Consider the following 22,059-nt stretch of genomic DNA (forward strand, 5'->3'; position numbering starts at 1 on the left):
TCACGTCGCTACCCTAACTTTTTTAACTTTTAACTCCCTTGTGGTTAATTTCATTTAGAGCCCAGCGATGTTCTACCGCTAAGTTCGATCGCTCGCAGCTTTGTTCTAATTGCTTTTGAATGGCAAGGGCTTTACGCAGTGTAATAATAAGTTGGTGAACTTGTTGCTGCTGCGGCGATTGTGGACTGACAGCAAACATCGTTTTGCGTTCTAACAATTGAAGTAGCAATTCATAATGAATGTACGAAGGAAGGGGGATTGGCTCCATGAAAGCTAATATACCTCAGCGAACCGATACCCCATTGCAATTGCATGAGGCATCACGGTGAACATTAGATGCCCGATTTTTTATTTGTTTTCTAACCGTACAATAACCCCTGCTTTGCCGATCGAATATTCGGGGCTGGGTGCGTTGGACACGCTAAATCTTGCGATCGACAGGCTTACAGAATAGATTTAATTGCTTTCTGGCAAAATATTTCTATGCAATATAGCTTTCAGTGCTATTTCTTTTTTACAGTAGCGCTTGAGTCGATGCAGGCTAGAAATTCTCATTATTTACCTACTTAATCATTTTTTATCAGAATCAAGGGTGCTTTGTCAAGCGGTCTCGCCTTTCACAGGCTGGGAGGGCGATCGACAAGGGAGGCTAAAGCTGCGCCTGGATCGGGCTGCTTGACCAGAGATTCGCCGATGAGGACGGCTTCGGCGCCGGCGCTGGCAAGTTTAGCTAGGTCGTCGGGAGTGTGGATTCCTGACTCGCTGACAATGAGGATGCCTTTTGCTTGGATTTCGGTTTGTCGATCGGCTAATAGTTGGCTGGTGGTTTCTAGGCTGACGGAAAAGTCTGCTAGGTTGCGGTTGTTGATGCCGATCAGGTTAACGCCTTGTAGGGTTAATACTCGATCGAGTTCTTCGAGAGTGTGAACTTCTATTAAAGCTGTCATGCCCAAAGTCTTGACAATTTTTACAAAGTATTGTAAGTCTTTGTCAGAGAGAATAGCTGCGATTAGCAACACAGCATCGGCGCCGTGAATCCGGGCGAGATAAATTTGGTAGGGATAGATAATAAACTCTTTGCAAAGTAAGGGTAAATCGACGGCTGCACGGATTTTAGCTAGGTTGTCGAAACTGCCTTGAAAAAACTTTTCATCGGTAAGTACGGAGATGCAACTAGCGCCGTTTTGTTGGTAAGCTAGGGCGATCGCCACCGGGTCGAAATCTTCGCGAATTACGCCTTTGCTGGGGGAAGCTTTTTTAACTTCGGCGATGATAGCGGGTGTGGTTTTGCCGTTTTTAAGGGCGGCAAGAAAGTCGCGGATGGGCGGTGCGAAGGGGAGTTTTTTGTGAAGATCGGCTAATGGGGTGCGATCGCGCTTTTGGGCAACTTCAGCTTCTTTTTCCCAGACGATTTCTTCGAGGATGTGCTGGGGTTCGGCGTCGGGTACGGCGATTTGGTAGCTGAGGTAGAGTACGGAAACGGATGTGCTGGGGGGACGACGGCGGATTTGAAGCATGATAGAGGGATAAAGGGCGATCGTAACAAGTTTCAACGTATTATATAATGGTTTACGATTAATAAAACAGAAACAAACCCGGATTTACATGAAAAAATTTACCCAAAGCCTCAGCTTGTTTTTTGCTAATTTCTAGCTGACCGTTAACGATTTCAGTTGCCGTCTCAACTGTGCCAATAATTTCTACTAAATCTGCTAGTTCTAAACTTCTAGCATCCATCAAATGAAGAAGTCTTGAGTGGGGAGTTGAAGCATTCAGTTGATAGTGAGTTTCTTCATAATCCTCAATGAGTTTGACTAAAAGTTCTAACAGAGTATCTTCTTCGGGAGTTAGATTTTTCCGAGACAGCAAGTTTTCAACTATTTCTAAAAAAGTCTCGTTTTCATCTTCATTTTTGATAATTCGAGGTTGATATTGAGATAGCAGGCTGCTGTACCTGTCGGAGTCAAAAGTAAGGGTCATTTTTCCCGTTGTCTTTGTCATATTCTGCATGAGTCAAAATGTATTTGATATAAACAATCTGCTTTTGATACTTAAGACTTACGATTAAGCGATATTTATTTCCTTTGATATTGAAAATTGTAAAATTTCCAACGGCTTCAGCTTGAGGATAAATAGTTTGAACTTCAATAAGTTTAGTCCAGTTGGCTTGACTAGCAATCTTGTACTAATCATCGAGGGCTTCGCAGGAATCAGCATGATTTTGGCAGTAGTCTCTTAATTTTTTGCGACTGATAACGTGCATTGAGCGATCGTTCAGATGTTTTGCAGATACCTAAGTCTATCAAATTTAAGTGCGAAGGGCTAAAACCCCAATTTTACTAAAAGGGCGATCGGGCTTATTTTTCTATGTTTGGGCGGGAATAGTTGGTTTTGACATACTCTTTTAGTACCGGTGCAAGGGTAAAAAATGTGCGATCGCCCTCCTGGATTTTTTCAACTAATGAACGCCGTCCCAAGGATTGCATCACTTGCAAAAATTGCGATCGAGATAATTGCATATCTCTCAAAAATTTCGCTAGGCTGCCGTTAAATAAATCTTGAATGATTGTTTCGACTATTTTAACTTGTTGCAGAGCGTCTAAGTGTTTTCCCGTATTGACTGAAGCAAGTTATCTGTGATATTCAATACTTATTGAACCTCACCTAGTTATAAGCTATGGCAAAAGGCGATCATATCTACATTCAACACGTTGGATACACTCATCACGGTATCGACTGTGGCGATGATAGTGTTATTCATTTCGGAAGGCGTGGGGGTGAAAAAATTTGTCGTATTTCTAAAAAAGATTTTGCATCAGGAAACAAAATTAATGTAAAGGAGTATGGAAAATGTTATCCAGATGATTCAGTAGTCAGACGAGCAGAGGGCAGGTTAGGCGAAAAAGGATATGACATTTTCAGCAATAATTGTGAGCATTTTGCTTATTGGTGCAAAACAGGAAAATATAAGAGTGAACAAGTCGAACAAGCTGAATGTGGAGTTACTGGTTTATTTCAAGGAGTAGCTATTAGCACAGGAACCAAGGTTGCAATTGAAATCGCAACTGAAGCTGCGATTCAAGCTGCCAACCCTATATCTAAATTTCTCATCAATGTAGGGCTGAAGCAAGCCCCTGCTGTAGCTGGTAAAGCGGCTGCTGGTATTGGAGGCGTGGGTGGTATAGTCAGTGGATTAGCTGCTGAGTTCATAGTTGGCAAGATACTTGAAGATGATGAAGCTTTGACTGAACGCGAACGTGAAGCACGAAAAAATGGAAGAATAGCAGGACAAGTTGCATCAACAATTGGAGGTGTTGGCGGAGGTATTGCTGCTGCTACGGTTGGTGGTAGCGTTGCCATTGCTGCTGCTGTTGCGGCTCCCGCAGTATTAGGTATAGCAATTGGTTTAGGTACTTATCACCTACTCCAAGGCGAGTGAAAATTGATTTAGCTGCTGAAAGAGCGATCGCCCTTCTATTCTTGAGGTGCGATCGCTCTTTTTTTGACTATCACTAATTCTGTTTCTCCAACAGCATAGGAAATTTTTACCGCTTTGACAACCATTCATAAGACAAGCTATAGCCAGTAGGAGAAATTTGGAGTGGGATATTTGGTGTAATGAAATAATCCCGATCGCCGACAATCCAATGAAATATCTTGAAAGCAGTAACTGTGACAAATCACCAAATTTGGGATGAACTTGCTAAACTATTAGCACCGATTGCCCTGAATCACGTCATAGAGAAACATCTAGAATCCTGCAATTACAAAATACGCGGTTACTGGGATAGCAATAACTTTTATCAATAAATAGCTTTTATTCATCCAATCTATGCGGAGTTAATCAGCCGATCGATCGGCACAAATATCATCAACAACCATCCCACTTCTCACTGGATCAAACTTAAATTTTTACTCAAAGCCGATTTATCTGCTGCCGAAAACAACCTGGGTAGCGATGATGGCGATGATGAAATTGGCGAACTGACTCTGATTTTAGATACCAATCTCAAAATTATTGATGAAAACTGGTCGCTCGTCGATCTCGAATCCCCTTTTTTTGTTGCCAAAATTCAGCCAGATTTGCAGCCATTCTGCCTAAAGTGCGTGAAGGGTCGCTATCCCGTCGGGAATCGCACTTTAACTTAAACCTTAACCGCTTCCTGCGATTTAATTTCATCGCCTGCAACGCTCTCGATGCCGCCTCAACTACGCTTGTCCACTCAGAAGATTGAATATACTCCTCATCAGAAACTCCTGTCCCCAACGCCTCAAAAACTAAGTCTATAGCCTGACAAACTCCTGAGATCAAACGGGCTTCTTTTTCATCTTCAATAATTACTCCGATTGCCGCATTCGGGTTTTCTGCCAACACAGTATCATCGTAAAGAAAATGAACCGCCTCATCAAAACTGTCGGACTCAATTCCGGGCGGATAATCGCTTTCTAGCCAAGCTTTATGTTGATATTCTCTATCTGCCAAACTGCGGAGAGTTTCTAATAACTCCTCTCTCATTTTCGGATACTTTACCATACAACTTTCTCCTGTATTAAGGTGCGTACCAGGTTTGCCATTGCAACCATTCATCTAAAGGGATGTGAGCTTCTGTGGGATTATTTTTGATGCTACCTGCAATGGGTTGACCATTTTTACCGATAACTTGACCGTCTTTTCTAAGAATAACGTGGTCTACCTGCTGAGAAGGAAAACTGCTATCTGCATCCCCTTTGTCAATCCTTACACCATTTCCCTGATTTGTTGGATCTTGCCACCGCCAACCTGGTTTCTTTTTGTTTGGCTGTGCATCGCCCCAGGATTCGGGTATTTTCTGGCTGGCTGCTTCTGGAAATGTCCAATCTTGACTTGAAATCACCTCACACCTGGTTTATGCTTAATCCTGTTCCTAGACACCTATTTTAGCACAGAGGATATATCGACCTTAAATAATTTATCACTAATATGAGTATTAACGATAAACTCAATAACATCCTAACTCAATTACGATCGCACTTGGAGCAACTCTACGGCGATCGTCTCACCCAAATGGTACTCTACGGTTCCCATCTCAATAAGCCTTTGACGGGCGGGCAGGATGCCCAACCCCTACTTCCCACAAAAAAACTTACTCTTTGTGGAACAGGCATATTGCCTGTTCTGGAGAATGCTAAAAGATGCAATTGCGAGCACTTTCATCTCCTTTAACTTGCTCTACCACCGCCATAAAACAGAATACTGAAATCCCCGACTTATTGAAGAAGTCGGGGATATAAAACAAGAAAACAGCCCCTACAAATTAATGACTACCTGCTCCAGCCGCCCGTTTAAACGCCTCATCCAACACTTCCGAAAGCGTCGGGTGAGTGTGCACTCGGAATGCTAAATTGTTAACAGAATCGCGCTGGGCGATCGCATTTGCTGCCTCCTGAATCAAATCCGCAGCGTGCAAACCGAAAATGTGAACTCCCAACAACTCCCCAGTATCTTTCCGGTAAATCACCTTAGCCATACCGTCGGTTTCACCCTCCGCAATAGCCTTAGAATTTCCCTTAAAATAACTCTTGACAGAACCGACCTCAAACTCTTCTGTTTTTCCTAACTCCTTCGCCGCAGGTTCAGTCATCCCCACATAGCTAATTTCCGGGTGAGTAAACGCCGCCGCCGGGATACTCAAATAGTCAACTTCGCGGGCACGGCCACAAATATTTTCTACTGCGGCAATTCCCTGAGCAGACGCAGAATGCGCTAACATCATCTTGCCATTAACATCGCCGATCGCCCATAAATTTTGCACCGGTTCTCCCGCCGCCAAAACCTGCATCTTATCGTTAACTGGGATATAACCGCGCATCGTTTCCACGCCAACAGTTTCTAACCCCAAATTCTTGCTCACCGGAACCCGACCAGTTGCTACCAAACAAGCATCAACTTCCAAAACTTCGACAACTTCCTTAGTTTTGAAATCAGCTAATTCAATAATTACCGGCGAACCAGGAATAATCTTCTTAGCCAACAACCCAACTTTCGTTTCAATATCGCGGGGTGCAATTAACACTCGTTCTGCCAACTTAGCAATATCCGGGTCAAAAGTCGGCATCAATTGGTCTAGAGCTTCAATCATCGTAATTTCGCAGCCCAGGGCCGTGTAAATATCCGAAAACTCCAAACCGATATAGCCACTGCCAATAATTGCGATCCACTTCGGTAGCGATTCCAACCTGACAGCATCGTCGCTGGTAAATACTGTTTTGCCGTCAATTTCTATCCCAGGGGGGACGAAGGGAACCGAACCGGGAGCGAGAATAATATCCTTGGCAGTAATAGTTTTCTCGCCTTTATCGGTTTCGACGGTAATTTTTTGAGCACTAGCAATTTTGCCCCAACCTTGGATGACATCGACGTTCAAACGTTTGAGGCTGTTGGTCAAGTCGCCACGAAGTTTGCTAACAATAGTATTAGCGTGATTGGCGATCGCCCCGCGATCGAAATCCACACTGCCCAATTGAATTCCCAAAGTCTTGAGGTGGTGGGCATTCCGCAAATCTCGCACTCGCCCGGAAGCCGCCAACAGCGCCTTCGAGGGAATGCAGCCGCGGTTGACGCAAGTCCCTCCCATGTCCCCTGCTTCGATAATTGCCACTTTCAGCCCGCAGCTAACCGCGTGTATGGCCGCGCCGTGTCCGCCCACGCCAGCGCCGATAATTGCTAAATCGTAATCAAATCCCTGAGTCACCTTAAAATCTCCTAATGCCTTTGAAATCTTAGGACTCAAGCAAAAAACACCGTCTCTCCGTCCTTTCGGGGTGGCGCGTTGCCATCGCAACCTTTGAACAGCGGTAATAGTTGCATAAGTCCTGTCTCCTTATTCTCGACTAGACTAGGGTTAATTAGACAACGAAAGAGCCGTAACTGAGATTTTTTCAGGGTCAATGATTTTGAGCTGGGTCTACACAAAGTCTCAAATCACTCAGTAGGCGGGTGTAAAGTTAAATACAGTTTGAAGGCTGACAATGCCCGCAGCAGGTTTGATATTGGGGCAGCAACTTGGGCCGCAGGCATTCCCACCGCCCGGTTAAATTCTGTCCCCCTGCTTGTTTGAGTCGGTTTTCATGTCTAATATCTGCACGCGCCGGGGCGCACAGAGTTTGTTGGCAACTTTTGGACTCTATGGAGTGGCTTATGACGGATGACGATGACCAGAAAGATTTACGCCGGGCCTCGGCTCAATCATTTTTTGAGTCCCTGGATGAATTGTTCGATTCTATAGAATCGAACAGCAGTCAAGCTGCACAACCTAAATCTCCACCGCCTCCGGCTAAGTCTGCGAGTCAGTCTTCGAGTTTGCCGAAGAAGACTAGACCTGCGAAAATTAATTTGTCGGATTTTGAAGATGCGATCGCCGATTTGGAACAGTTTATCCAGAGTAAACACCAGAAACGCCCGGAATCGAATCAATAGTGCGATGATACATTTTCAAGTAATGACTGTTGAGTGTTGACTGTTGACGGTTGACTGTTGACGGTTGACAAGCGAAAAATTTTAGACCGAAGTTTCAGCTCCCAGATTCATCTGTGGAGTCAATTTTTCAATCTCAAATCTCAAATCTCAAATCGACTAGCTGTTAACGGTGCTTTCGGCTTAAGCTGCTTAGGTTGCACCTACAAAACATTCACATTTGGTTGAGGATTGCTTTACAAGAATCAAGCCAGATAAATTATCTCAATTTACTATTGATAGCCTTATTTTTAGGCTTTGACGGCTGCGGTAATTGCCTCGATCGCACTTCGATCGCACGATCGCCGATCGCACTCACAGGCCACTCCAATTCATCAATATCAAAATCATTGCGGAACTTCACCGGAATATCAGCACCGTTAATAATCGCTCCCAACAGCCGCGGCCCGGATTTATTCGACTCCTCATCCTCAGATTCCAGCAACTGATCTGCAGCCTCAGACAACATACTAGACAAAGTGTAACCAGGCCGCGCCACCAAAATCATACCGTCCGTGTACGGTTCCAACGTCAGCGCGTCGTTGCACTCGCTCAACGCCGGAGAATCCACAACCACAAAATCAAAGCGGTTGCGAACATCCTCAAACAATCTCCGCATTTCGCTTGATTCTAGTACGGCGGAGGCTTGCCGCAAAAAGCCGGGACTCGGCACAACGTATAGGTTCTCTACCTCTGGAACCAAAAGGACGCACTCGCTAATATTGCCGTAATAGTGCAAAGGTTCCACCGTCGCCAGAGGATCAGCAGCAATTTTCAAAGATTCAACGTTAGAAGGCGATCGCAAATCTGCTTCAATTAGCAAAGTCCGTTTACCCGATCGAGCCGATGCAATTGCCAAATTGTAAGCACTAAAACTTTTCCCCTCCAAAGGTGCCGCCGAAGTCAGCAACACCACCTTCACCGGTTTGTTCCCGATCCGGCGCAAATTAGTACGCAACCGCTCGTAAAATTCCAAATAGGGAGAATTTGCCTCCAAGGCCAGCGGCATTATTTCATCGCCGTAAAAATCAAACACCGTCACTTCAGGCAAAACTGCCAGTATCGGCACCTCTTTTTCCACCAAAGCCGCCCGCACTTCTTCCCAACTGTAAAACTTGCCGTTGAGCATCCCCAACAAAAATATCAACCCCCCGCCCAGCAGCAATCCCACAAATCCTCCCACCGCCAGCATCACGGGCAAACCTCTCTTGTTTGACTCAACGTCATCAGTTTGCGGCAATTGGGCGATTCTCAAACTCCCCGTTGTCTCAGCTACCGCCGCCTCAGCATCTACCAAAGCCGACAGCATCTTGTCGTAGAGAGCTTTTTTGAACGCCACTTGCTGGGCCAAACGGGCTTGTTCTAACTGCTTGTTGGGAATTGTCGCGTGTTCCCGACGCAATAGCTGTTCAGTTTTCTCGATTCCTTGGAGTTGCTGTTGCGCCGCATCCCGCTGCGTTTGCAAAGCAATCAAAGTTTGAGCTAACTGCTGTCTAGCCGGATCTAAAGAAGAGTCTACCCGAATTCGATCGGCACTTCTGAGAGGAGCCGCCACCCCGTTACCGCCGAGTACCTCAGATTGCCGCTGCTGCAACTGCTGCTCAAAAGCAAGTTTTTGTTTAAGCAATTCCACAATTTTTGGGTGTTCCTCCTGCAAGTCGCTGCGGAGAATTTTGAGCTGAGATTCGATCGAAAACAATTGCACTCGCAGTTGGGCAATAATTGGATCGGCAGAGAGTGCTTGAGCGACGTAAGCTTGCTCCACATTCAATCCCAAGCGATCCTGCAAACTGTTAATTTGAGCTTCAATTCCTCCCAACTGCACGCGGAGTTGCCGCTGCTGCTGTTGGCTGGTGGTAATCGCTTGCGGCAGTGCACCGCTCTGAGCTGCTAAAATTGAAGTTCCTTCTCGTTTTTCGTAGGCTTCAAGTTTTGCTTCCGTCTCTCTGAGTTCCTGAGTTACTTTCGGCAAACGCTGGTTAATTTGGGTGATCGTCTCACGCAGTCTAGAAGTATTAATACTTTTGCTGTGTTCCACCATTTCGTACATCAGCGTCTTTACTACCGCTTCTGCTTTTTTGCGATCGGCATTTTTGTACAATACTTGAATCAAAGCGCTGGGGTCATTACTCTTACTTGGCATCTTTATCTGCACGTCTTTGCCCAGCTTTTTAGCCAAAGCTTGTATTTTTTCTTTCGCTTCTTCTTTGTTTGATTTTTCTTCAGATTTAACGAGTTTTTCGGCTGCAGGTTCAACCACCCTTGTATCCAGCAGCATATCTTTAGTTATTTCTTGTCCTTCCTGTTGAATTTTAGTAGTAGTCGATGAAAAAATCACGCTCGGTCTGTCGTATGCCAGCGTACCTATTGCAACGTAAACTGGCGCCGGCTTTGGCTGCACGGCCACTACTCCCGACACGCCAACAGTCACCGCGAGAGTAGCCAGTCCCACCCACTTGTATTGGTCGAAAGCAATTAAATAACGTTTAACAACTGATAAAGTCATGACAATTTTAGATTTTAGATTTTAGATTTTAGATTTTAGATTGCTAATTCTTAACGATAACTAATGACTGCTGACTAATTCTACAAACCCCCCAAAAACCTTAGAACTTTCGGTCTGCGAGCTAAACCCATATCGCCTAAGTCATTCCCCATCTTAAATCTTAAATCTTAAATCTAAAATCTAAAATCTAAAATGGTATGACTACCTATCATTACGTGACGGGCCGAACAAATCTGTTACTCCATTTCTCAACTGCTCAAAAAACAGAATAAATCCCAAAGTATCCCGGAATGGTCGAGTAAAAGTATTGATTACATAACCAATGCGCTCTACCAAATTTCTACCAATCACAATCACATCATTATCTTGCAGTATCGGGTTCTGAGAAACATTGCCCTCCAAAGCAGCTTTAGCATCTATCGAACGGTTGATTGCTCTACCTTGCTTTTCGTCGAACCGAATCAGGGCTATTTCCCGCAAGTTAGCTAGATTAACAGGCAAGTTGTTGAGAGCATCCAAAAACCTGCTGCCATTTTCTACGTAGAACGAGGTCAAACCACCACTAGCGTAACTCAAAACTCGAACGTAGATCCTGGGTTTAATCAGGGTAGACCGCGAAACCAGAGCTTTGTCGTAGTCTAGGTTTTTGGTACTAGCGTCCAACTCTGGGATGACAATCACATCTCCCGATGCCAAAGGAAAATCGAACAAATCGTTACCATTTGCTAGGGGAGTGTAGAGGTCGATTGGTTCCTCCACCGAGGAGCCGTCCATCAGCGTCCGCCGCACTCGCACCTCCCGCAAATCGGCTTCTCCCGTGACTCCCCCCGCAATCACCAAAGCAGCCGAAATTCGACCAGAACCCGCCGGAAGCGTGTAAAAACCCGGTTTGCTGACTTCTCCGGTGACAGTGACTTGGATGGGGACAGCGGCAGCAGCTAGGCTGTACCTGGATGCTAAATCTTGATCGGATTTGCGATCGGGCGTAACCTGTTTATACGGTACAACGATCGCATCTCCATCTTCCAAACGCAAATCCGGCGGAGCAATACCAGTTTGCAACGGTGTCAAAATATCAACAACTTGCTCCGCGACAGCACCTCCCGGCAGAGTCCGCCGCACCCGCACCGCCCGCAGTTCCGCCGTAGGATTAGTCCCAGCAGCAGCAGCCAGAGCCGCAGGAAGCTGGGGGGTTTGCAGCGGATAAAAACCCGGTCTGGCAACTTCCCCCGTCACCGTCACCACTACGGGGCGCTGAACCAGCAAAGCAGCCGAGACTTGAGGATTTTTGATAAATTGGCCAAAGCGCTCCCGGAGGCGCTGCTGTGATTCTTCGACAGTAAGGCCGCGCACATTTACTGTTCCGATTAGCGGCAGTACAATTACCCCTTCAGGGCTGATTGCACCCGTAAAACCTAGCTCTGGGAAGCGCTGAACTTGAACAGAAATCTGGTCTCCCGGGCCCAGGCGGTAGGGCCGATTCCGAAAAGCTGGGTTAATATCCCGGTTGAAATTCGCAGGCGGCGGTGGCGGTACAGGCAATGGCGGTGGCGCCACGAGTCGCTCGTCTCGTGGAACAACAGATTGAGCTAAAGCCGTTTCCGAAAAATTTTTGCTATTAAAACCCCAGAATACAGCAGCAAAAGATAGAGTCCAAGCCGTTGAATACAGACCTGCCAAGGAAAAAGCGAGGCGATTTTTAATAGTGGATTTTTCCCGCATTTTCAGAGGATTTAAAAAAGTAATATTTTGAATAATGACCTGACTGGTAAGTTTCATCTAAATATAGCGACAAGAAAAAACAATAAGATATTTTACGGGCGAGTTGAATCCGGATATTTACTAGGAAGCAGTTGATTTTGGCAACACCCGCCCACCCCCTAGGCTGATTTATTTGCACCTACCTGCTTACTCAAAGCGAAAAGTTTCTGTAATTAATTTAGCCTGGACACTTTCGGCAAGAGATTCCAGCAATGGTTGAGCTATCTTAATCTCGCCCTGCGGTTGAATGGGAAGGATGATACTGACAGCAACCCAAGAGGCGCGGCGGTTGGAGAGTCTAGCAATGCTGTCTTCCCAAAACCAGCGACTGGTTGCTGGAGAACCGCCGTTAGGCCAAGCGTACCACTGCACGACAGCAAAAGTTTGTTGGGGAGTCCAGCTTCGGAAAAACCTCGCCTCGACATTAGGCGGTGGCTGGCCGGGTATTGGTGCTAATTTAACTGTAAACCTCAAAGTACGATGAGAATCAGTTTGCCATCGGTGAAATCCATCGATATCTAGCCATTCCACTTGGGGCTGGTTTTTGGGGTAATTTTGAGGCAACAGCAATAAAATAGCAATTGTTTTATCCTTTTTAATTTCTTGAACGAACCATCTGTGAGTGCCAATTTGGACGTTATTCTGAACGGCTATAACCTGCCACCCAGGAATTTTTATCCCGTTTTGGCGCAAACTTCTTAATTGCTTGAGATTGGCAAGGGTTGGCGGGTTTGTCCAAGGCCATCTTCCGGTCACGTAGCCAGGAATTGCAACTGCCCCAACTAATACCAGCAAAAACACCAGTACCATAATTTTAGATAATTGATACCGCCGCAGTAGTTTCTGTGCTGAAATCATCTGTTTCATTAATTGCCAGACTGACTAGGGAAATACTTTTCCATCCCGTTGAGGATAAGTACCAATAATCCTAGTATACAAGCAGAATACAAATCTCCGCCCCATCCGGCGTGTAGCCAAGTAAAAAGCGCCTCTCTGTCGGTTCCGTGAAAGTAAGTTAGCAAAGTATTGCGAAAAATGTTGGACGTGATGCTAATAATGGATGTACTCACTAAAAACAAAAGGCTTTTTTTGCCCGAGTTCCAAACTCCCGTCCAATCCAGCAGAATTAAGCTGACGTAAAGACTGGTAAACAGCATTTTTAAGCCTGCACAGTGTGGAGCAACTTCTACAATGCGCTCGTTTACGTACAGATAAATTTCTTCCACTCTCACGTTGATACCAACCTTAATTAATATCCAGCCTGATGTTTCAGCAATGAATTGCTGTAAGGGCAAGGCGTAGGGTTCTATGAGGTAAGGAATGTGGTTCGGCGAGGCCAGAAATACGAACAAAAGCGGCATCGCCTGCAATTGTAAGCCGGGAATTCCTTTTAAAGATAAGCAAATGCTGGCGAGCATTATGGGGAGGGATAAATTTACTAAATCGCTCAAGCGACTCAGATAAAAAAGCGTAGCTAGTACCAGCAAAAAGCCTCCCAAAGGATGCGGTGAGTTGGGTAAGCTGCGCCAGCACTTTCGGTTCATCCAAGCAATATAAGCTGCGTAGGGCAAACCAATTAGTCCGTGGCTGAAATATTCGTGTTCGAGGCTGATGCTTTTGTTGAGCCAGCCGTCGTACCAGTGTACTAGCAGGGGGGCGTACAGCAGCACTAGGAGCGCCGTGATACCTTCCCCCAGGAGGTATCGCTTGAAAACAATGCGAAATTTGCGCTGGATGTGCATGGTTTGAGAAGTTTTAAGATTGCCGCGCTGGATTCGCAACGCTTTGGGGTTTTAAACTGTCAGTTAAAGATTTGTTAATTATCCACAAAAACGCTTTGATAACCGCACCCTACTGCTTGAAACACCTCTAGCATAAATTTTATGAACAATTAGCAATTCAATGATAGTACGATCGCCCGAACAACTTGCTCGATCTGAGTATTGCTCAATCCGGGATACATTGGCAATGATAAAATCTGTTCGCACAGGGTTTCTGCGTGGGGAAAGTCGCCGCGATTGCCTAAGTTTTGGTAGGCGGGTTGCAGGTGACAAGGTACGGGATAGTGTATACCTGTTTGAATGCCGTGTTGGGCGAGTTTTTCCTGAAGGGTGTTGCGGTCGATCCTCTTCGAGGGCTTCGCTAACGAGCTTTCCTCAGTAATTTGGATAACATAGAGGTGATAAATGTGACCGCTGCTGCTGTGGTTGGCGATGGGTACAATGCCTTTGCGTTTCAGGGGTTCTAATAGAGTATTGTAGTGTTCGGCGGCGTCGGTGCGATCGCGATTCCATTTTTCTAAATAAGGCAATTTAACATTGAGCACGGCGGCTTGCAAATTGTCGAGGCGGCTGTTGCTACCGATTTCTGTATGCAAATATTTGCTGGGTGCTCCGTAATTGCGGAGAGTTCGCATTTTTTCTGCGAGCTCTGCATCATTAGTAATTAACATCCCGCCGTCGCCAAAAGAACCGAGGTTTTTGCTGGGATAAAAGCTGAATGCTGCTGCTTTACCAATGGAACCTGCGCGGTATCCTTCTCTTTCGGCTAAGTGCGCTTGGGCGGCATCTTCAAATATGATTAAATCGTGGCGATTCGCAAAATCTAAAAGCTGCCGGGGCGATACCATTTGACCGTAGAGGTGTACGGGGATAATTGCTTTAGTTTTCGAGGTAACTGCTGTTTCGGCTGCTGTGAGGTCAATCAGGGCGGTTTCCGGGTCGCAATCTACAAGAATAGGTATAGCTTTTGCTTGGAGGACGGCGATCGCAGTGGCGATAAAAGTGTTAGCGGGTATGATAATTTCGTCGCCCGGATTAATGCCACAAGCTTGGAGTCCCAGAGCGATCGCATCTGTTCCGCAAGCCACTCCTACGCCGTATTTTACTCCTGAAGCTGCTGCAAATGCTGTTTCAAATTCGGCGAGTGCTTGGCCTAAAATAAAATCTCCTTGCTCGATAATTTTTCCAATTGTTTCTGTTATTTGAGATTGGATTGGTTGGTGTTGCAGGGAGAGGTTGACAAATGGAACTTTTGGCGGGCGACTACTCATACATCAGAGGAATACTAATTATTTATATTAACATTTAAGTGCGGATATCTTTTATTTTTTTTTAACCGCAGAGCGCGCAGAGGGCGCAGAGGAAAAGAGGAAGAGAGGAGAAAGCCGATCGCACTTTTCTGGAGCTGTCAATTAAATCAAACTTTTTCTGTAATATAGAATCAGATAATTTTCCAGCAATCAAACTCATGGAATACAAAAAACTAGGCGACAGTGACTTATCAGTATCTGAAATCTGTTTGGGTACGATGACTTATGGCCAGCAGAACACCGTTGCAGAAGCGGCCCAACAGCTCGATTTTGCGATCGATAGAGGAATCAACTTTATCGATACGGCAGAAATGTATCCTGTCCCTGGAAAGGCGGAAACTCAGGGAAAAACAGAGGAATATATCGGCGAATGGTTGGCGAAACAGCAGCGGGATAAAGTCATTATAGCGACTAAAGTGGCGGGCAGAAGCACTCGCTTAAAGTGGATTCGGAAAGGGAAAAATCAGATCGATCGCCCAAATGTCGAAAAAGCCCTGAATGACAGCCTGAAGCGCTTGCAAACTGACTATATCGACCTCTATCAGATCCACTGGCCCGATCGCTACGTCCCATTATTTGGTGCGCCGGATTACGACATCGCCCAAGAGCACGAAACAGTCCCGATTTTGGAACAGTTAGAGGTATTTTCTGACTTAATTAAAGCTGGCAAAATCCGCTATTTAGGTTTGAGCAACGAGACGCCTTGGGGAGTTTGCGAGTTTTGTGCATTGGCGGAAAAACACGGCTTGCCGAAAGTTGTTTCGATTCAGAATGCTTTCAGTTTGAGCAATCGGACATTTCACCTAAATTTAGCAGAAACTTGCCGTTTTAAGAATGTGGGATTGATGGCTTACAGTCCTTTGGGGTTTGGGCTGTTAACGGGTAAATACTTGAATGGAATTCCCGAAAATTCCAGGTTGGCTTTATTTGCAGGATTTGGTCAGCGTTACGATAAAACTAATCTGAATGATGCGGTGAAAGCGTATGTTGAGATTGCGGGGAAACATGGGATAAGTCCGGCGCAGATGGCTTTGGCGTATGTGCGATCGCGCTGGTTTGTAACTAGCACAATTATCGGTGCAACAAGTCTCGAACAGTTGCAGGAAAATATCGGTAGTTTGGAGGTGAATTTGGATAAGGAGATTGTAGCGGAAATCGATGCGGTGCACGCTAAGTATCCGAACCCAACACCGTAATATATCTCGGCGTTTGAAACCGCTTCTATACACAAATTCCGCCTGCGCTGACTAAGAAATAGAGGCAAAGTTTACCGCAACTTTGATATTAGTAAGTTGGGTTGAAGTCACAAAACGAAACCCAACTTATTAAGTTTTTATATTGTTTAGGATGAACAGCGATGAATAGCAATCAAAAATTTAATTTTAAATTATCCGAGCGTTTCTTAGCAAACTACGCAGAGCCTCCTGAAGATCCGTTGGGAGAGCTTTCTCATTTTGAAATGGGATGGCGATGTTTCTGTTTTGAGTTCGACCATAAAGTTTTAATAGAAATAGGTGATGAGAAAATCGAGGTATTTTTAGATTTAGATATTTGCATGATGATAGAGAATAACTTTCCACAGGAAATTGCGAAGCTATCGCAAGGTAAACCAATAGAAATAGACTTTGGTGAGAGTTGGTTCACTATTATGTTGCTACCGATCGACAATAAGATTAACTGCACTTGGATCAAGTTTGGGACTTCGTGCTGGGAAAAGCAGTTTGAGTGCGATCGCACTCACGTATTAGATGTGTTCAGAGGTTTTCTTCAGGAAGTGATGCAGCTAGCTGTAGATAAAGGTTACATCACGTTGGAAGAGAAGGAGGAGTTTATTAGTCCGGCTTTTGCTAGCAGTACCGATGCTGCGGTATTGAGCAAGTAGTTTGTTTGGGTGGTGTTTTGGGCGATCGACCTTTTTTTTATATTTCTGAAACCCTTGCCATATCTGACCGCTATCGATTCAATCGGGGTTCAATTATTAGTAGATATTTAGGTTGAGTTGGCATCCATTTTACCCATAGCCCGGTATACCGCGCTATTCAAGCCTATTAGATTAAAGCGGCATCGGATGTCGGTAAATTGAGGTTGAGTTGGCATCCACTTTACCCATAGCGCGGTAGACTGCACTATTCAAGCGTATTAGATTAAATCGGCATCGAATGTCTGCCATCGGATGTTTAAATCTCCTTAATAAAGAAAACAAACGGTCTTATTGCTCGCTTGACAATTGAATTTTTTAGTGTTAAATTTTTAAAATACAAGATCGAACAAAACTTCCTCACATTGCCAAGTGTAAGAAAGACAACGCTTTAATGTCTTGTAGTTTTTGCAATAGCAAATCATATTTGATACGGAAAAGCCCCGCCTGAACTAATGATTCAGACAGAGGCCTTGCTTTAGCTAGCGAACTCCCTGTGGTTTGACATCTCAACTTCAGACCACCACAAGTCAACGTAACTTTTGAAATATATGTCCCCTAATTATACTCCACAATGCGAGTCGTTGTACACCAACCTTCGGCGGACTAAGAAAACCCTCTCTGTTTTGGCGGAGTCACACCGCGCTTTGGCGAAGTCGAACCGCGCTTTGGCGGAGTGGAACCGCAGTCTGCTTGAGGAAAACGAAGCAAAGGATGAAACTATCAAAGCTAAGGATAAAACTATCCAATCCTTTGAGGAAAAAGTCCTTGAACAGCAACAAGAAATAGATGACTTGAGGCGCGAACGTGATTGGCAGCCAAATGACTGGGATAACGATGGTTCATCAAACGCAGACTGTCGTGCTCGCGAATATGCAGCATATCGACTAGGAATCTGATAGAAAGTACGATCGCCCTTCCCCTCCAAAAAATAGGACAATGGTAAAGGGCGATCGCACTTCACCCTAAAATCTTTCTCAACTAAACCCATGAGTACAATTCGCTTACAACTAGCCGAATACTTGAAATGTCGAGGTTTCACCCCCGAAAACTTAGTCGAAGCTGTGGGCGAAACACTCAATCCTGAAACCGTATACCAACTGATCGAAAAAGCCGAAAACCTCAACCACCTAGACTTATCAGTTCTAGCCGCCATTATAGATGGCTTGAGCAAACTCAATGGTTTTCCCGTTGGCATCGCAGAAGTGCTAATATTTTTTCCTGACATTTCCGAGGAAGCATTGGCAAAATCGCCTTGGCGCCAACTTTACCTCGTCGATAATGAAATTCCTCCCTATGATTGGGGAGATGTAGACCCGATGAAACTTGGTCAACCCGTGCGCTATATACCGGGAGTAGGTGCTGTTATTCTTGAAGACGAAAGGGTATAGCAATAAGCGTGGCTAATAGATTCACCATCCGCGATATTTTACTGGTTGATTTCCCTCCTCAAACGCCTGCACTGCACGAACAGCAAGGAATACGCCCTGCTGTAGTAGTGGGCAGGCCAAGCAACACAGGTACGATCCGTTTTGAGCTTGTGATTGTTGTGCCAATTACCAGACAATCAGGAGATTGGACTGCACAAAATCCAATTTTATACCCAAGTCTTCAGGCAGGAATGGGAAATCTAACGGCCGACTCGATAGTATTGCTGGATCAAGTACGCGCTGTAGATATCCGGCGAGTATTGCGCTATCTTGGCAGTTTAACCGCAGAAGAGTATCAGCCGATCGCAAATGGACTAAAAGCGATGTTTGGCTTTTGAATTCTCCCTTCATTACCTAACCGTTTATCGCGCAGATGCTTAATACGATTCCCTACGGGATAGCTTCGCTTCACGCACTTTTTCCTGTTTTTCCTGCAAAAACTCCGCAAAGTCGCAGACTTCAGCCACTAACTCGTCAGGTAAATTATTTAAAACCGACAGTAAATGCTCTCGAATCCCATGATTTAGTCGGCAGATTTTAGTAATTGCAACTGATGCGGATCAACTGTTTCAACACCCATCGTTTCCATAAATGCTCCTGGTTCATCCTGAGTTGCAGGAACAAAATCCCCGCTAACTTCCGCTTTCACCCATCCGCCAAATAATTCTACTAAATAAGCTTCACCATTCTTGAAAACCTCAACAATTGCCCCGGCTGTTTCTGGGGGTGCAATCTCCCCATCAGCGAGGGCGACTGCTTCGGTTAAGTTAACTGCATCGAATAATTGAAATTTGCTCATTTATGTCTCGCATAATTCTTGTGGAGCAGGCATCTTGCCTGCTCAAGACTCTGCTTTTCATCAGAAGTCTAATGTCCCAATAGCTTATCCCGCAAATGCTTAATCCGATCGCGCAATTTACCCGCCTCCTCAAACTCCAACTTCTTAGCCGCCGCCTTCATCTGCGCTTCCAACCGCCCAATTAACTGAGGAATCTCATCCAAAGATAACTCGTTTACCTGTTCGTAAACCTCCTCCAACTGCTGAGAATTCAGCTTGCGCGACACATCCAAAAATGCCAAAATCGCATTACTCGATCGCTTTTTGGCGATCGGCTGCGGCGTAATCCCGTGCATCTTATTGTACGCTAGCTGAATCCCCCGGCGTCGATCCGTTTCGTCGATCGCCTTAACCATACTATCCGTCAAATTATCCGCGTACAAAATAGCCTGTCCCTGAACGTGCCGCGCCGCCCTTCCAATCGTTTGAATCAACGAACGTCCCGATCGCAAAAACCCCTCTTTATCCGCATCCAAAATTACCACCAGCGAAACTTCCGGCAAATCCAAACCTTCCCGCAGCAAGTTAACACCAATCAATACATCAAACTTACCATCCTGCAAATCTTGGATAATTTCGATGCGTTGAATCGACTGAATTTCCGAGTGCAAATACCGCACTCTAATCGCCCTCTCCTGCAAATATTCGGTTAAATCTTCCGCCATCCGCTTCGTTAAAGTCGTCACCAAAACTCGCTCGTCCCGACTTACTCTCTCCTTAATTTCCCCCAACAAATCATCTATTTGTCCTTCCGTCGGGCGCACGAAAATCGTCGGATCTATTACTCCCGTAGGGCGAATTACTTGCTCTGCAACTCTGCCTTCAGATATTTCCATTTCCCAATCCCCAGGCGTAGCAGAAACAAAGATGCACTGATTCTCTTTTGCCCAGAATTCCTCTGCTTTTAAAGGGCGGTTATCTGCCGCACTCGGCAAACGAAAACCATGTTCTATCAATACTTTTTTCCGCGCTTGGTCGCCGTTGTACATCCCCCGAATTTGCGGCACTGTGACGTGAGATTCATCTATCACCAACATCCAATCTTTCGGGAAATAATCAATCAAACATTCTGGCGGTTCCCCCGCATTTCTCCCTGCTAAATGCCGCGAATAATTTTCGACTCCGTTGCAGTAACCTACCTCGCGCAGCATTTCCAAATCGTAGCGCGTGCGCTGTTCTAAACGCTGAGCTTCTAAGAGTTTCCCCTGTTTTTCAAATTCTGCCAATCTGTCTTCTAATTCGAGTTCTATTCCTTGGCAAGCAGCCTCTAATTTATCTTCTGCCGTGACAAAGTGGCGCGCTGGATAGATATTTAAAGCCGTTGAACTTTGCAGGATTTTACCTGTTACCGGGTCAACGTAGCGAATGGCATCAATTTCGTCGCCGAAGAATTCAACGCGAATAATTCTATCTTCGTAAGCGGGGCCGATTTCCAAAACATCGCCTTTGACGCGAAATTTGCCTCTCCCTAAATCTATATCGTTGCGGCTGTATTGGACGTTAACTAAATCTCGCAAAACTTGCCGCTGGTTGACTTCCATTCCTACTCGCAAAGGAATAGCAGCTTTCAGGTATTCTGCAGGCATTCCCAAACCGTAGATGCAGCTAATTGAAGCAACTACAATTACGTCGCGGCGTTCAAAGAGCGATCGGGTGGCGGAGTGCCGCAGCATATCTATCTCGTCGTTAATTGCTGCCGTTTTCTCAATGAAAGTATCGGTGACGGCGATGTATGCTTCAGGTTGGTAGTAGTCGTAATAACTGACAAAGTATTCGACTGCATTGTTAGGGAAAAAATTTCGCAGTTCGTTGCACAGTTGGGCGGCCAGGGTTTTGTTGTGTGCTAGAACTAAGGTGGGTCTGCCGATTTTTTCAATCACCGAGGCAATGGAGAAGGTTTTACCCGTACCTGTGGCGCCGAGTAAGGTTTGAAATCGATCGCCCGCTTCGATGCCTTTGACAAGTTGGGCGATCGCTAGCGGTTGGTCGCCTGTGGGCTGGAAGGGCGCTTGCAATTGAAAAGATGCTGCCGCAGTTACCATAGGAAAATGTAGCTATTACCCATAAATCTTAACAAAAATGCAGAGATTATGCAATTTCGTTAAAAAAATAGTTAGACTTTGTAATATTATTTTAATCATCGGCCGAAATAGAAAGCAGAAAGCCCACAAAAGCAGTTGTCCGAACCCAGCAATCAACAGCAATAAGCGAGGAAAAGAATTATGGATACGCGCAGCACAGGTACAGGCAAAGGCAAAGCGATCGCCCGCCGCGGCAAAGGCAGTTCCAAAAGCCAAGCGACAGAACCCACGGATGCCAAAGCAACAGGAATTCAACTTTATCGGCCGCCACACCTGCATGACAACCGTCCCGTCGGCCCAGACGATTTTACCATCAGCGAGATCGTCTCGATATCGGGCGATCGCCCGATCGGCACTAGCACCCTGCACATCAGCGAAACCTACGGCATTGTAGGCAATCGCCCGGTGGAATCCAGCGACTTTGAAGTGGTTGCTACACTCGGCAATCGCCCGATCGGCTCCAGCGCCATGCAAGTCAGCGAAATGTTCAGTATGTCCGGTGCCCGCCCTATTGCCATCAGCACTCTGCACATTGATGAAGTTTACTCCACAATGGGAGGAAACCGCCCTATTGCGTCAAACGAAATTGACGATAGCTCGACATTAATGGGCTTCTTAGATTAATTAGTCAGTTGTTAGTTGTTAGTTGACTGTTGTCTGTTGACCGTTGTCAGTTGACTGTTGACTGTTGTTATTTCTTATTTGTTACCTGCTACTAATAAGCAATAACCATAGCACTTCTGGGTTTAATGAGGTACGTCTGGTAATTGGTAATTGAGAGGGATGTATAGCGGTTTTCTCTTGAAGTGAAATGCTAATCTGTAGGGTGCGTCGCCCTCAGATGAGAAATGAAACTTGGAGATTTTTCCGGGCGACGCACCTTACCCTTATCAATAGCGGATATAACAATTTGTGGCGTCCAGAACTGTAATAATTACAGTC

Annotated in this window: 25 protein-coding genes; 9 read left to right on the forward strand and 16 right to left on the reverse strand. The window is 45.5% G+C overall.

Features of this window, described 5'->3' with window-relative positions; all coding sequences use genetic code 11:
* Nucleotides 1-22 precede the first annotated feature (22 nt).
* The 5 genes from QUB37_RS00905 to QUB37_RS00925 form a co-directional block, all read right to left on the reverse strand.
* Nucleotides 23-268 (reverse strand): DUF5340 domain-containing protein, encoded by a 246-nt coding sequence (locus QUB37_RS00905; protein WP_333055069.1) that lies wholly within the window; start codon nt 266-268, stop codon nt 23-25.
* Between the two features lie 349 nt (nt 269-617).
* Nucleotides 618-1,517 carry an indole-3-glycerol phosphate synthase TrpC gene (gene trpC, locus QUB37_RS00910; protein WP_333158476.1) on the reverse strand — a complete coding sequence of 300 codons (900 nt, stop codon included), beginning with the start codon at nt 1,515-1,517 and terminating at the stop codon, nt 618-620.
* A 58-nt stretch (nt 1,518-1,575) separates the two neighbouring features.
* A complete protein-coding gene (locus tag QUB37_RS00915; RefSeq protein WP_333158206.1) occupies nt 1,576-2,001 on the reverse strand; it encodes a transcriptional regulator in 426 nt (141 codons plus the stop codon).
* Nucleotides 1,964-2,179 (reverse strand): type II toxin-antitoxin system HigB family toxin, encoded by a 216-nt coding sequence (locus tag QUB37_RS00920; protein WP_333158478.1) that lies wholly within the window; start codon nt 2,177-2,179, stop codon nt 1,964-1,966. Before QUB37_RS00920 ends, QUB37_RS00915 begins: the two co-directional genes overlap by 38 nt.
* A 178-nt stretch (nt 2,180-2,357) precedes the next feature.
* Entirely contained in the window at nt 2,358-2,519 is a 162-nt protein-coding gene (locus QUB37_RS00925) for a hypothetical protein (protein ID WP_333158209.1), read from the reverse strand.
* 158 nt (nt 2,520-2,677) lie between these two features.
* On the opposite strand from QUB37_RS00925, the gene QUB37_RS00930 reads away from it, so the two are divergent.
* Nucleotides 2,678-3,439, forward strand: a complete 762-nt coding sequence (locus tag QUB37_RS00930; RefSeq protein WP_333158212.1) for a lecithin retinol acyltransferase family protein — start codon at nt 2,678-2,680, stop codon at nt 3,437-3,439.
* Nucleotides 3,440-4,015: 576 nt separating this feature from the next.
* Here QUB37_RS00930 and QUB37_RS00935 read toward each other — a convergent pair.
* Nucleotides 4,016-4,534 carry an SCO4402 family protein gene (locus tag QUB37_RS00935; protein ID WP_333158214.1) on the reverse strand — a complete coding sequence of 173 codons (519 nt, stop codon included), beginning with the start codon at nt 4,532-4,534 and terminating at the stop codon, nt 4,016-4,018.
* A gap of 16 nt (nt 4,535-4,550) precedes the next feature.
* Complete coding sequence (locus QUB37_RS00940) at nt 4,551-4,874, reverse strand: hypothetical protein (RefSeq protein ID WP_333158216.1); 324 nt, start codon at nt 4,872-4,874, stop codon at nt 4,551-4,553.
* An 86-nt stretch (nt 4,875-4,960) separates the two neighbouring features.
* On the opposite strand from QUB37_RS00940, the gene QUB37_RS00945 reads away from it, so the two are divergent.
* The gene (locus QUB37_RS00945; RefSeq protein WP_333158218.1) at nt 4,961-5,203 is read left to right on the forward strand and encodes a hypothetical protein; all 243 of its coding nucleotides are present in this window, start codon (nt 4,961-4,963) and stop codon (nt 5,201-5,203) included.
* Between the two features lie 91 nt (nt 5,204-5,294).
* On the opposite strand, the gene lpdA is transcribed toward QUB37_RS00945, so the two are convergent.
* A complete protein-coding gene (gene lpdA / locus QUB37_RS00950) occupies nt 5,295-6,731 on the reverse strand; it encodes a dihydrolipoyl dehydrogenase (RefSeq protein ID WP_333158220.1) in 1,437 nt (478 codons plus the stop codon).
* Nucleotides 6,732-7,177: 446 nt separating this feature from the next.
* On the opposite strand from lpdA, the gene QUB37_RS00955 reads away from it, so the two are divergent.
* Nucleotides 7,178-7,456 carry a hypothetical protein gene (locus QUB37_RS00955; protein WP_333158222.1) on the forward strand — a complete coding sequence of 93 codons (279 nt, stop codon included), beginning with the start codon at nt 7,178-7,180 and terminating at the stop codon, nt 7,454-7,456.
* Between the two features lie 256 nt (nt 7,457-7,712).
* On the opposite strand, the gene QUB37_RS00960 is transcribed toward QUB37_RS00955, so the two are convergent.
* From QUB37_RS00960 to QUB37_RS00980, 5 genes are all read right to left on the reverse strand, one after another.
* A complete protein-coding gene (locus QUB37_RS00960; RefSeq protein WP_333158223.1) occupies nt 7,713-9,998 on the reverse strand; it encodes a lipopolysaccharide biosynthesis in 2,286 nt (761 codons plus the stop codon).
* Nucleotides 9,999-10,199: 201 nt separating this feature from the next.
* Nucleotides 10,200-11,777, reverse strand: a complete 1,578-nt coding sequence (locus tag QUB37_RS00965) for a polysaccharide biosynthesis/export family protein (protein WP_333158225.1) — start codon at nt 11,775-11,777, stop codon at nt 10,200-10,202.
* 129 nt (nt 11,778-11,906) lie between these two features.
* Complete coding sequence (locus QUB37_RS00970; RefSeq protein ID WP_333158226.1) at nt 11,907-12,626, reverse strand: cyanoexosortase B system-associated protein; 720 nt, start codon at nt 12,624-12,626, stop codon at nt 11,907-11,909.
* On the reverse strand, nt 12,626-13,501 hold the full coding sequence (crtB, locus tag QUB37_RS00975; protein WP_333158480.1) for a cyanoexosortase B: 876 nt from the start codon (nt 13,499-13,501) through the stop codon (nt 12,626-12,628). The genes QUB37_RS00970 and crtB overlap by 1 nt, the downstream gene beginning before the upstream one ends.
* A gap of 149 nt (nt 13,502-13,650) precedes the next feature.
* Entirely contained in the window at nt 13,651-14,811 is a 1,161-nt protein-coding gene (locus QUB37_RS00980) for a DegT/DnrJ/EryC1/StrS family aminotransferase (RefSeq protein WP_333158228.1), read from the reverse strand.
* A gap of 197 nt (nt 14,812-15,008) precedes the next feature.
* Between QUB37_RS00980 and QUB37_RS00985 the strand changes: the two genes are divergently transcribed.
* From QUB37_RS00985 to QUB37_RS01005, 5 genes are all read left to right on the forward strand, one after another.
* A complete protein-coding gene (locus QUB37_RS00985) occupies nt 15,009-16,046 on the forward strand; it encodes an NADP(H)-dependent aldo-keto reductase (RefSeq protein ID WP_333158230.1) in 1,038 nt (345 codons plus the stop codon).
* Nucleotides 16,047-16,207: 161 nt separating this feature from the next.
* A complete protein-coding gene (locus QUB37_RS00990; protein WP_333158232.1) occupies nt 16,208-16,732 on the forward strand; it encodes a hypothetical protein in 525 nt (174 codons plus the stop codon).
* Nucleotides 16,733-17,319: 587 nt separating this feature from the next.
* Complete coding sequence (locus QUB37_RS00995; protein WP_333158234.1) at nt 17,320-17,667, forward strand: hypothetical protein; 348 nt, start codon at nt 17,320-17,322, stop codon at nt 17,665-17,667.
* A 90-nt stretch (nt 17,668-17,757) separates the two neighbouring features.
* Nucleotides 17,758-18,159, forward strand: coding sequence for a hypothetical protein (locus QUB37_RS01000; RefSeq protein WP_194064236.1), 402 nt, complete (start codon nt 17,758-17,760; stop codon nt 18,157-18,159).
* Between the two features lie 8 nt (nt 18,160-18,167).
* Nucleotides 18,168-18,536 (forward strand): type II toxin-antitoxin system PemK/MazF family toxin, encoded by a 369-nt coding sequence (locus QUB37_RS01005; protein ID WP_333158237.1) that lies wholly within the window; start codon nt 18,168-18,170, stop codon nt 18,534-18,536.
* Between the two features lie 39 nt (nt 18,537-18,575).
* On the opposite strand, the gene QUB37_RS01010 is transcribed toward QUB37_RS01005, so the two are convergent.
* From QUB37_RS01010 to uvrB, 3 genes are all read right to left on the reverse strand, one after another.
* Nucleotides 18,576-18,665 (reverse strand): hypothetical protein, encoded by a 90-nt coding sequence (locus QUB37_RS01010; protein ID WP_333158239.1) that lies wholly within the window; start codon nt 18,663-18,665, stop codon nt 18,576-18,578.
* A gap of 56 nt (nt 18,666-18,721) precedes the next feature.
* Nucleotides 18,722-18,997 (reverse strand): DUF4926 domain-containing protein, encoded by a 276-nt coding sequence (locus QUB37_RS01015; RefSeq protein ID WP_333158241.1) that lies wholly within the window; start codon nt 18,995-18,997, stop codon nt 18,722-18,724.
* 68 nt (nt 18,998-19,065) lie between these two features.
* Complete coding sequence (uvrB, locus tag QUB37_RS01020) at nt 19,066-21,078, reverse strand: excinuclease ABC subunit UvrB (protein ID WP_333158243.1); 2,013 nt, start codon at nt 21,076-21,078, stop codon at nt 19,066-19,068.
* 180 nt (nt 21,079-21,258) lie between these two features.
* Between uvrB and QUB37_RS01025 the strand changes: the two genes are divergently transcribed.
* Nucleotides 21,259-21,741, forward strand: coding sequence for a hypothetical protein (locus tag QUB37_RS01025; protein ID WP_333158245.1), 483 nt, complete (start codon nt 21,259-21,261; stop codon nt 21,739-21,741).
* The last annotated feature ends 318 nt before the right edge of the window (nt 21,742-22,059 follow it).

It is taken from the genome of Microcoleus sp. AT3-A2, assembly GCF_036705685.1.
GTDB lineage: Bacteria > Cyanobacteriota > Cyanobacteriia > Cyanobacteriales > Microcoleaceae > Microcoleus.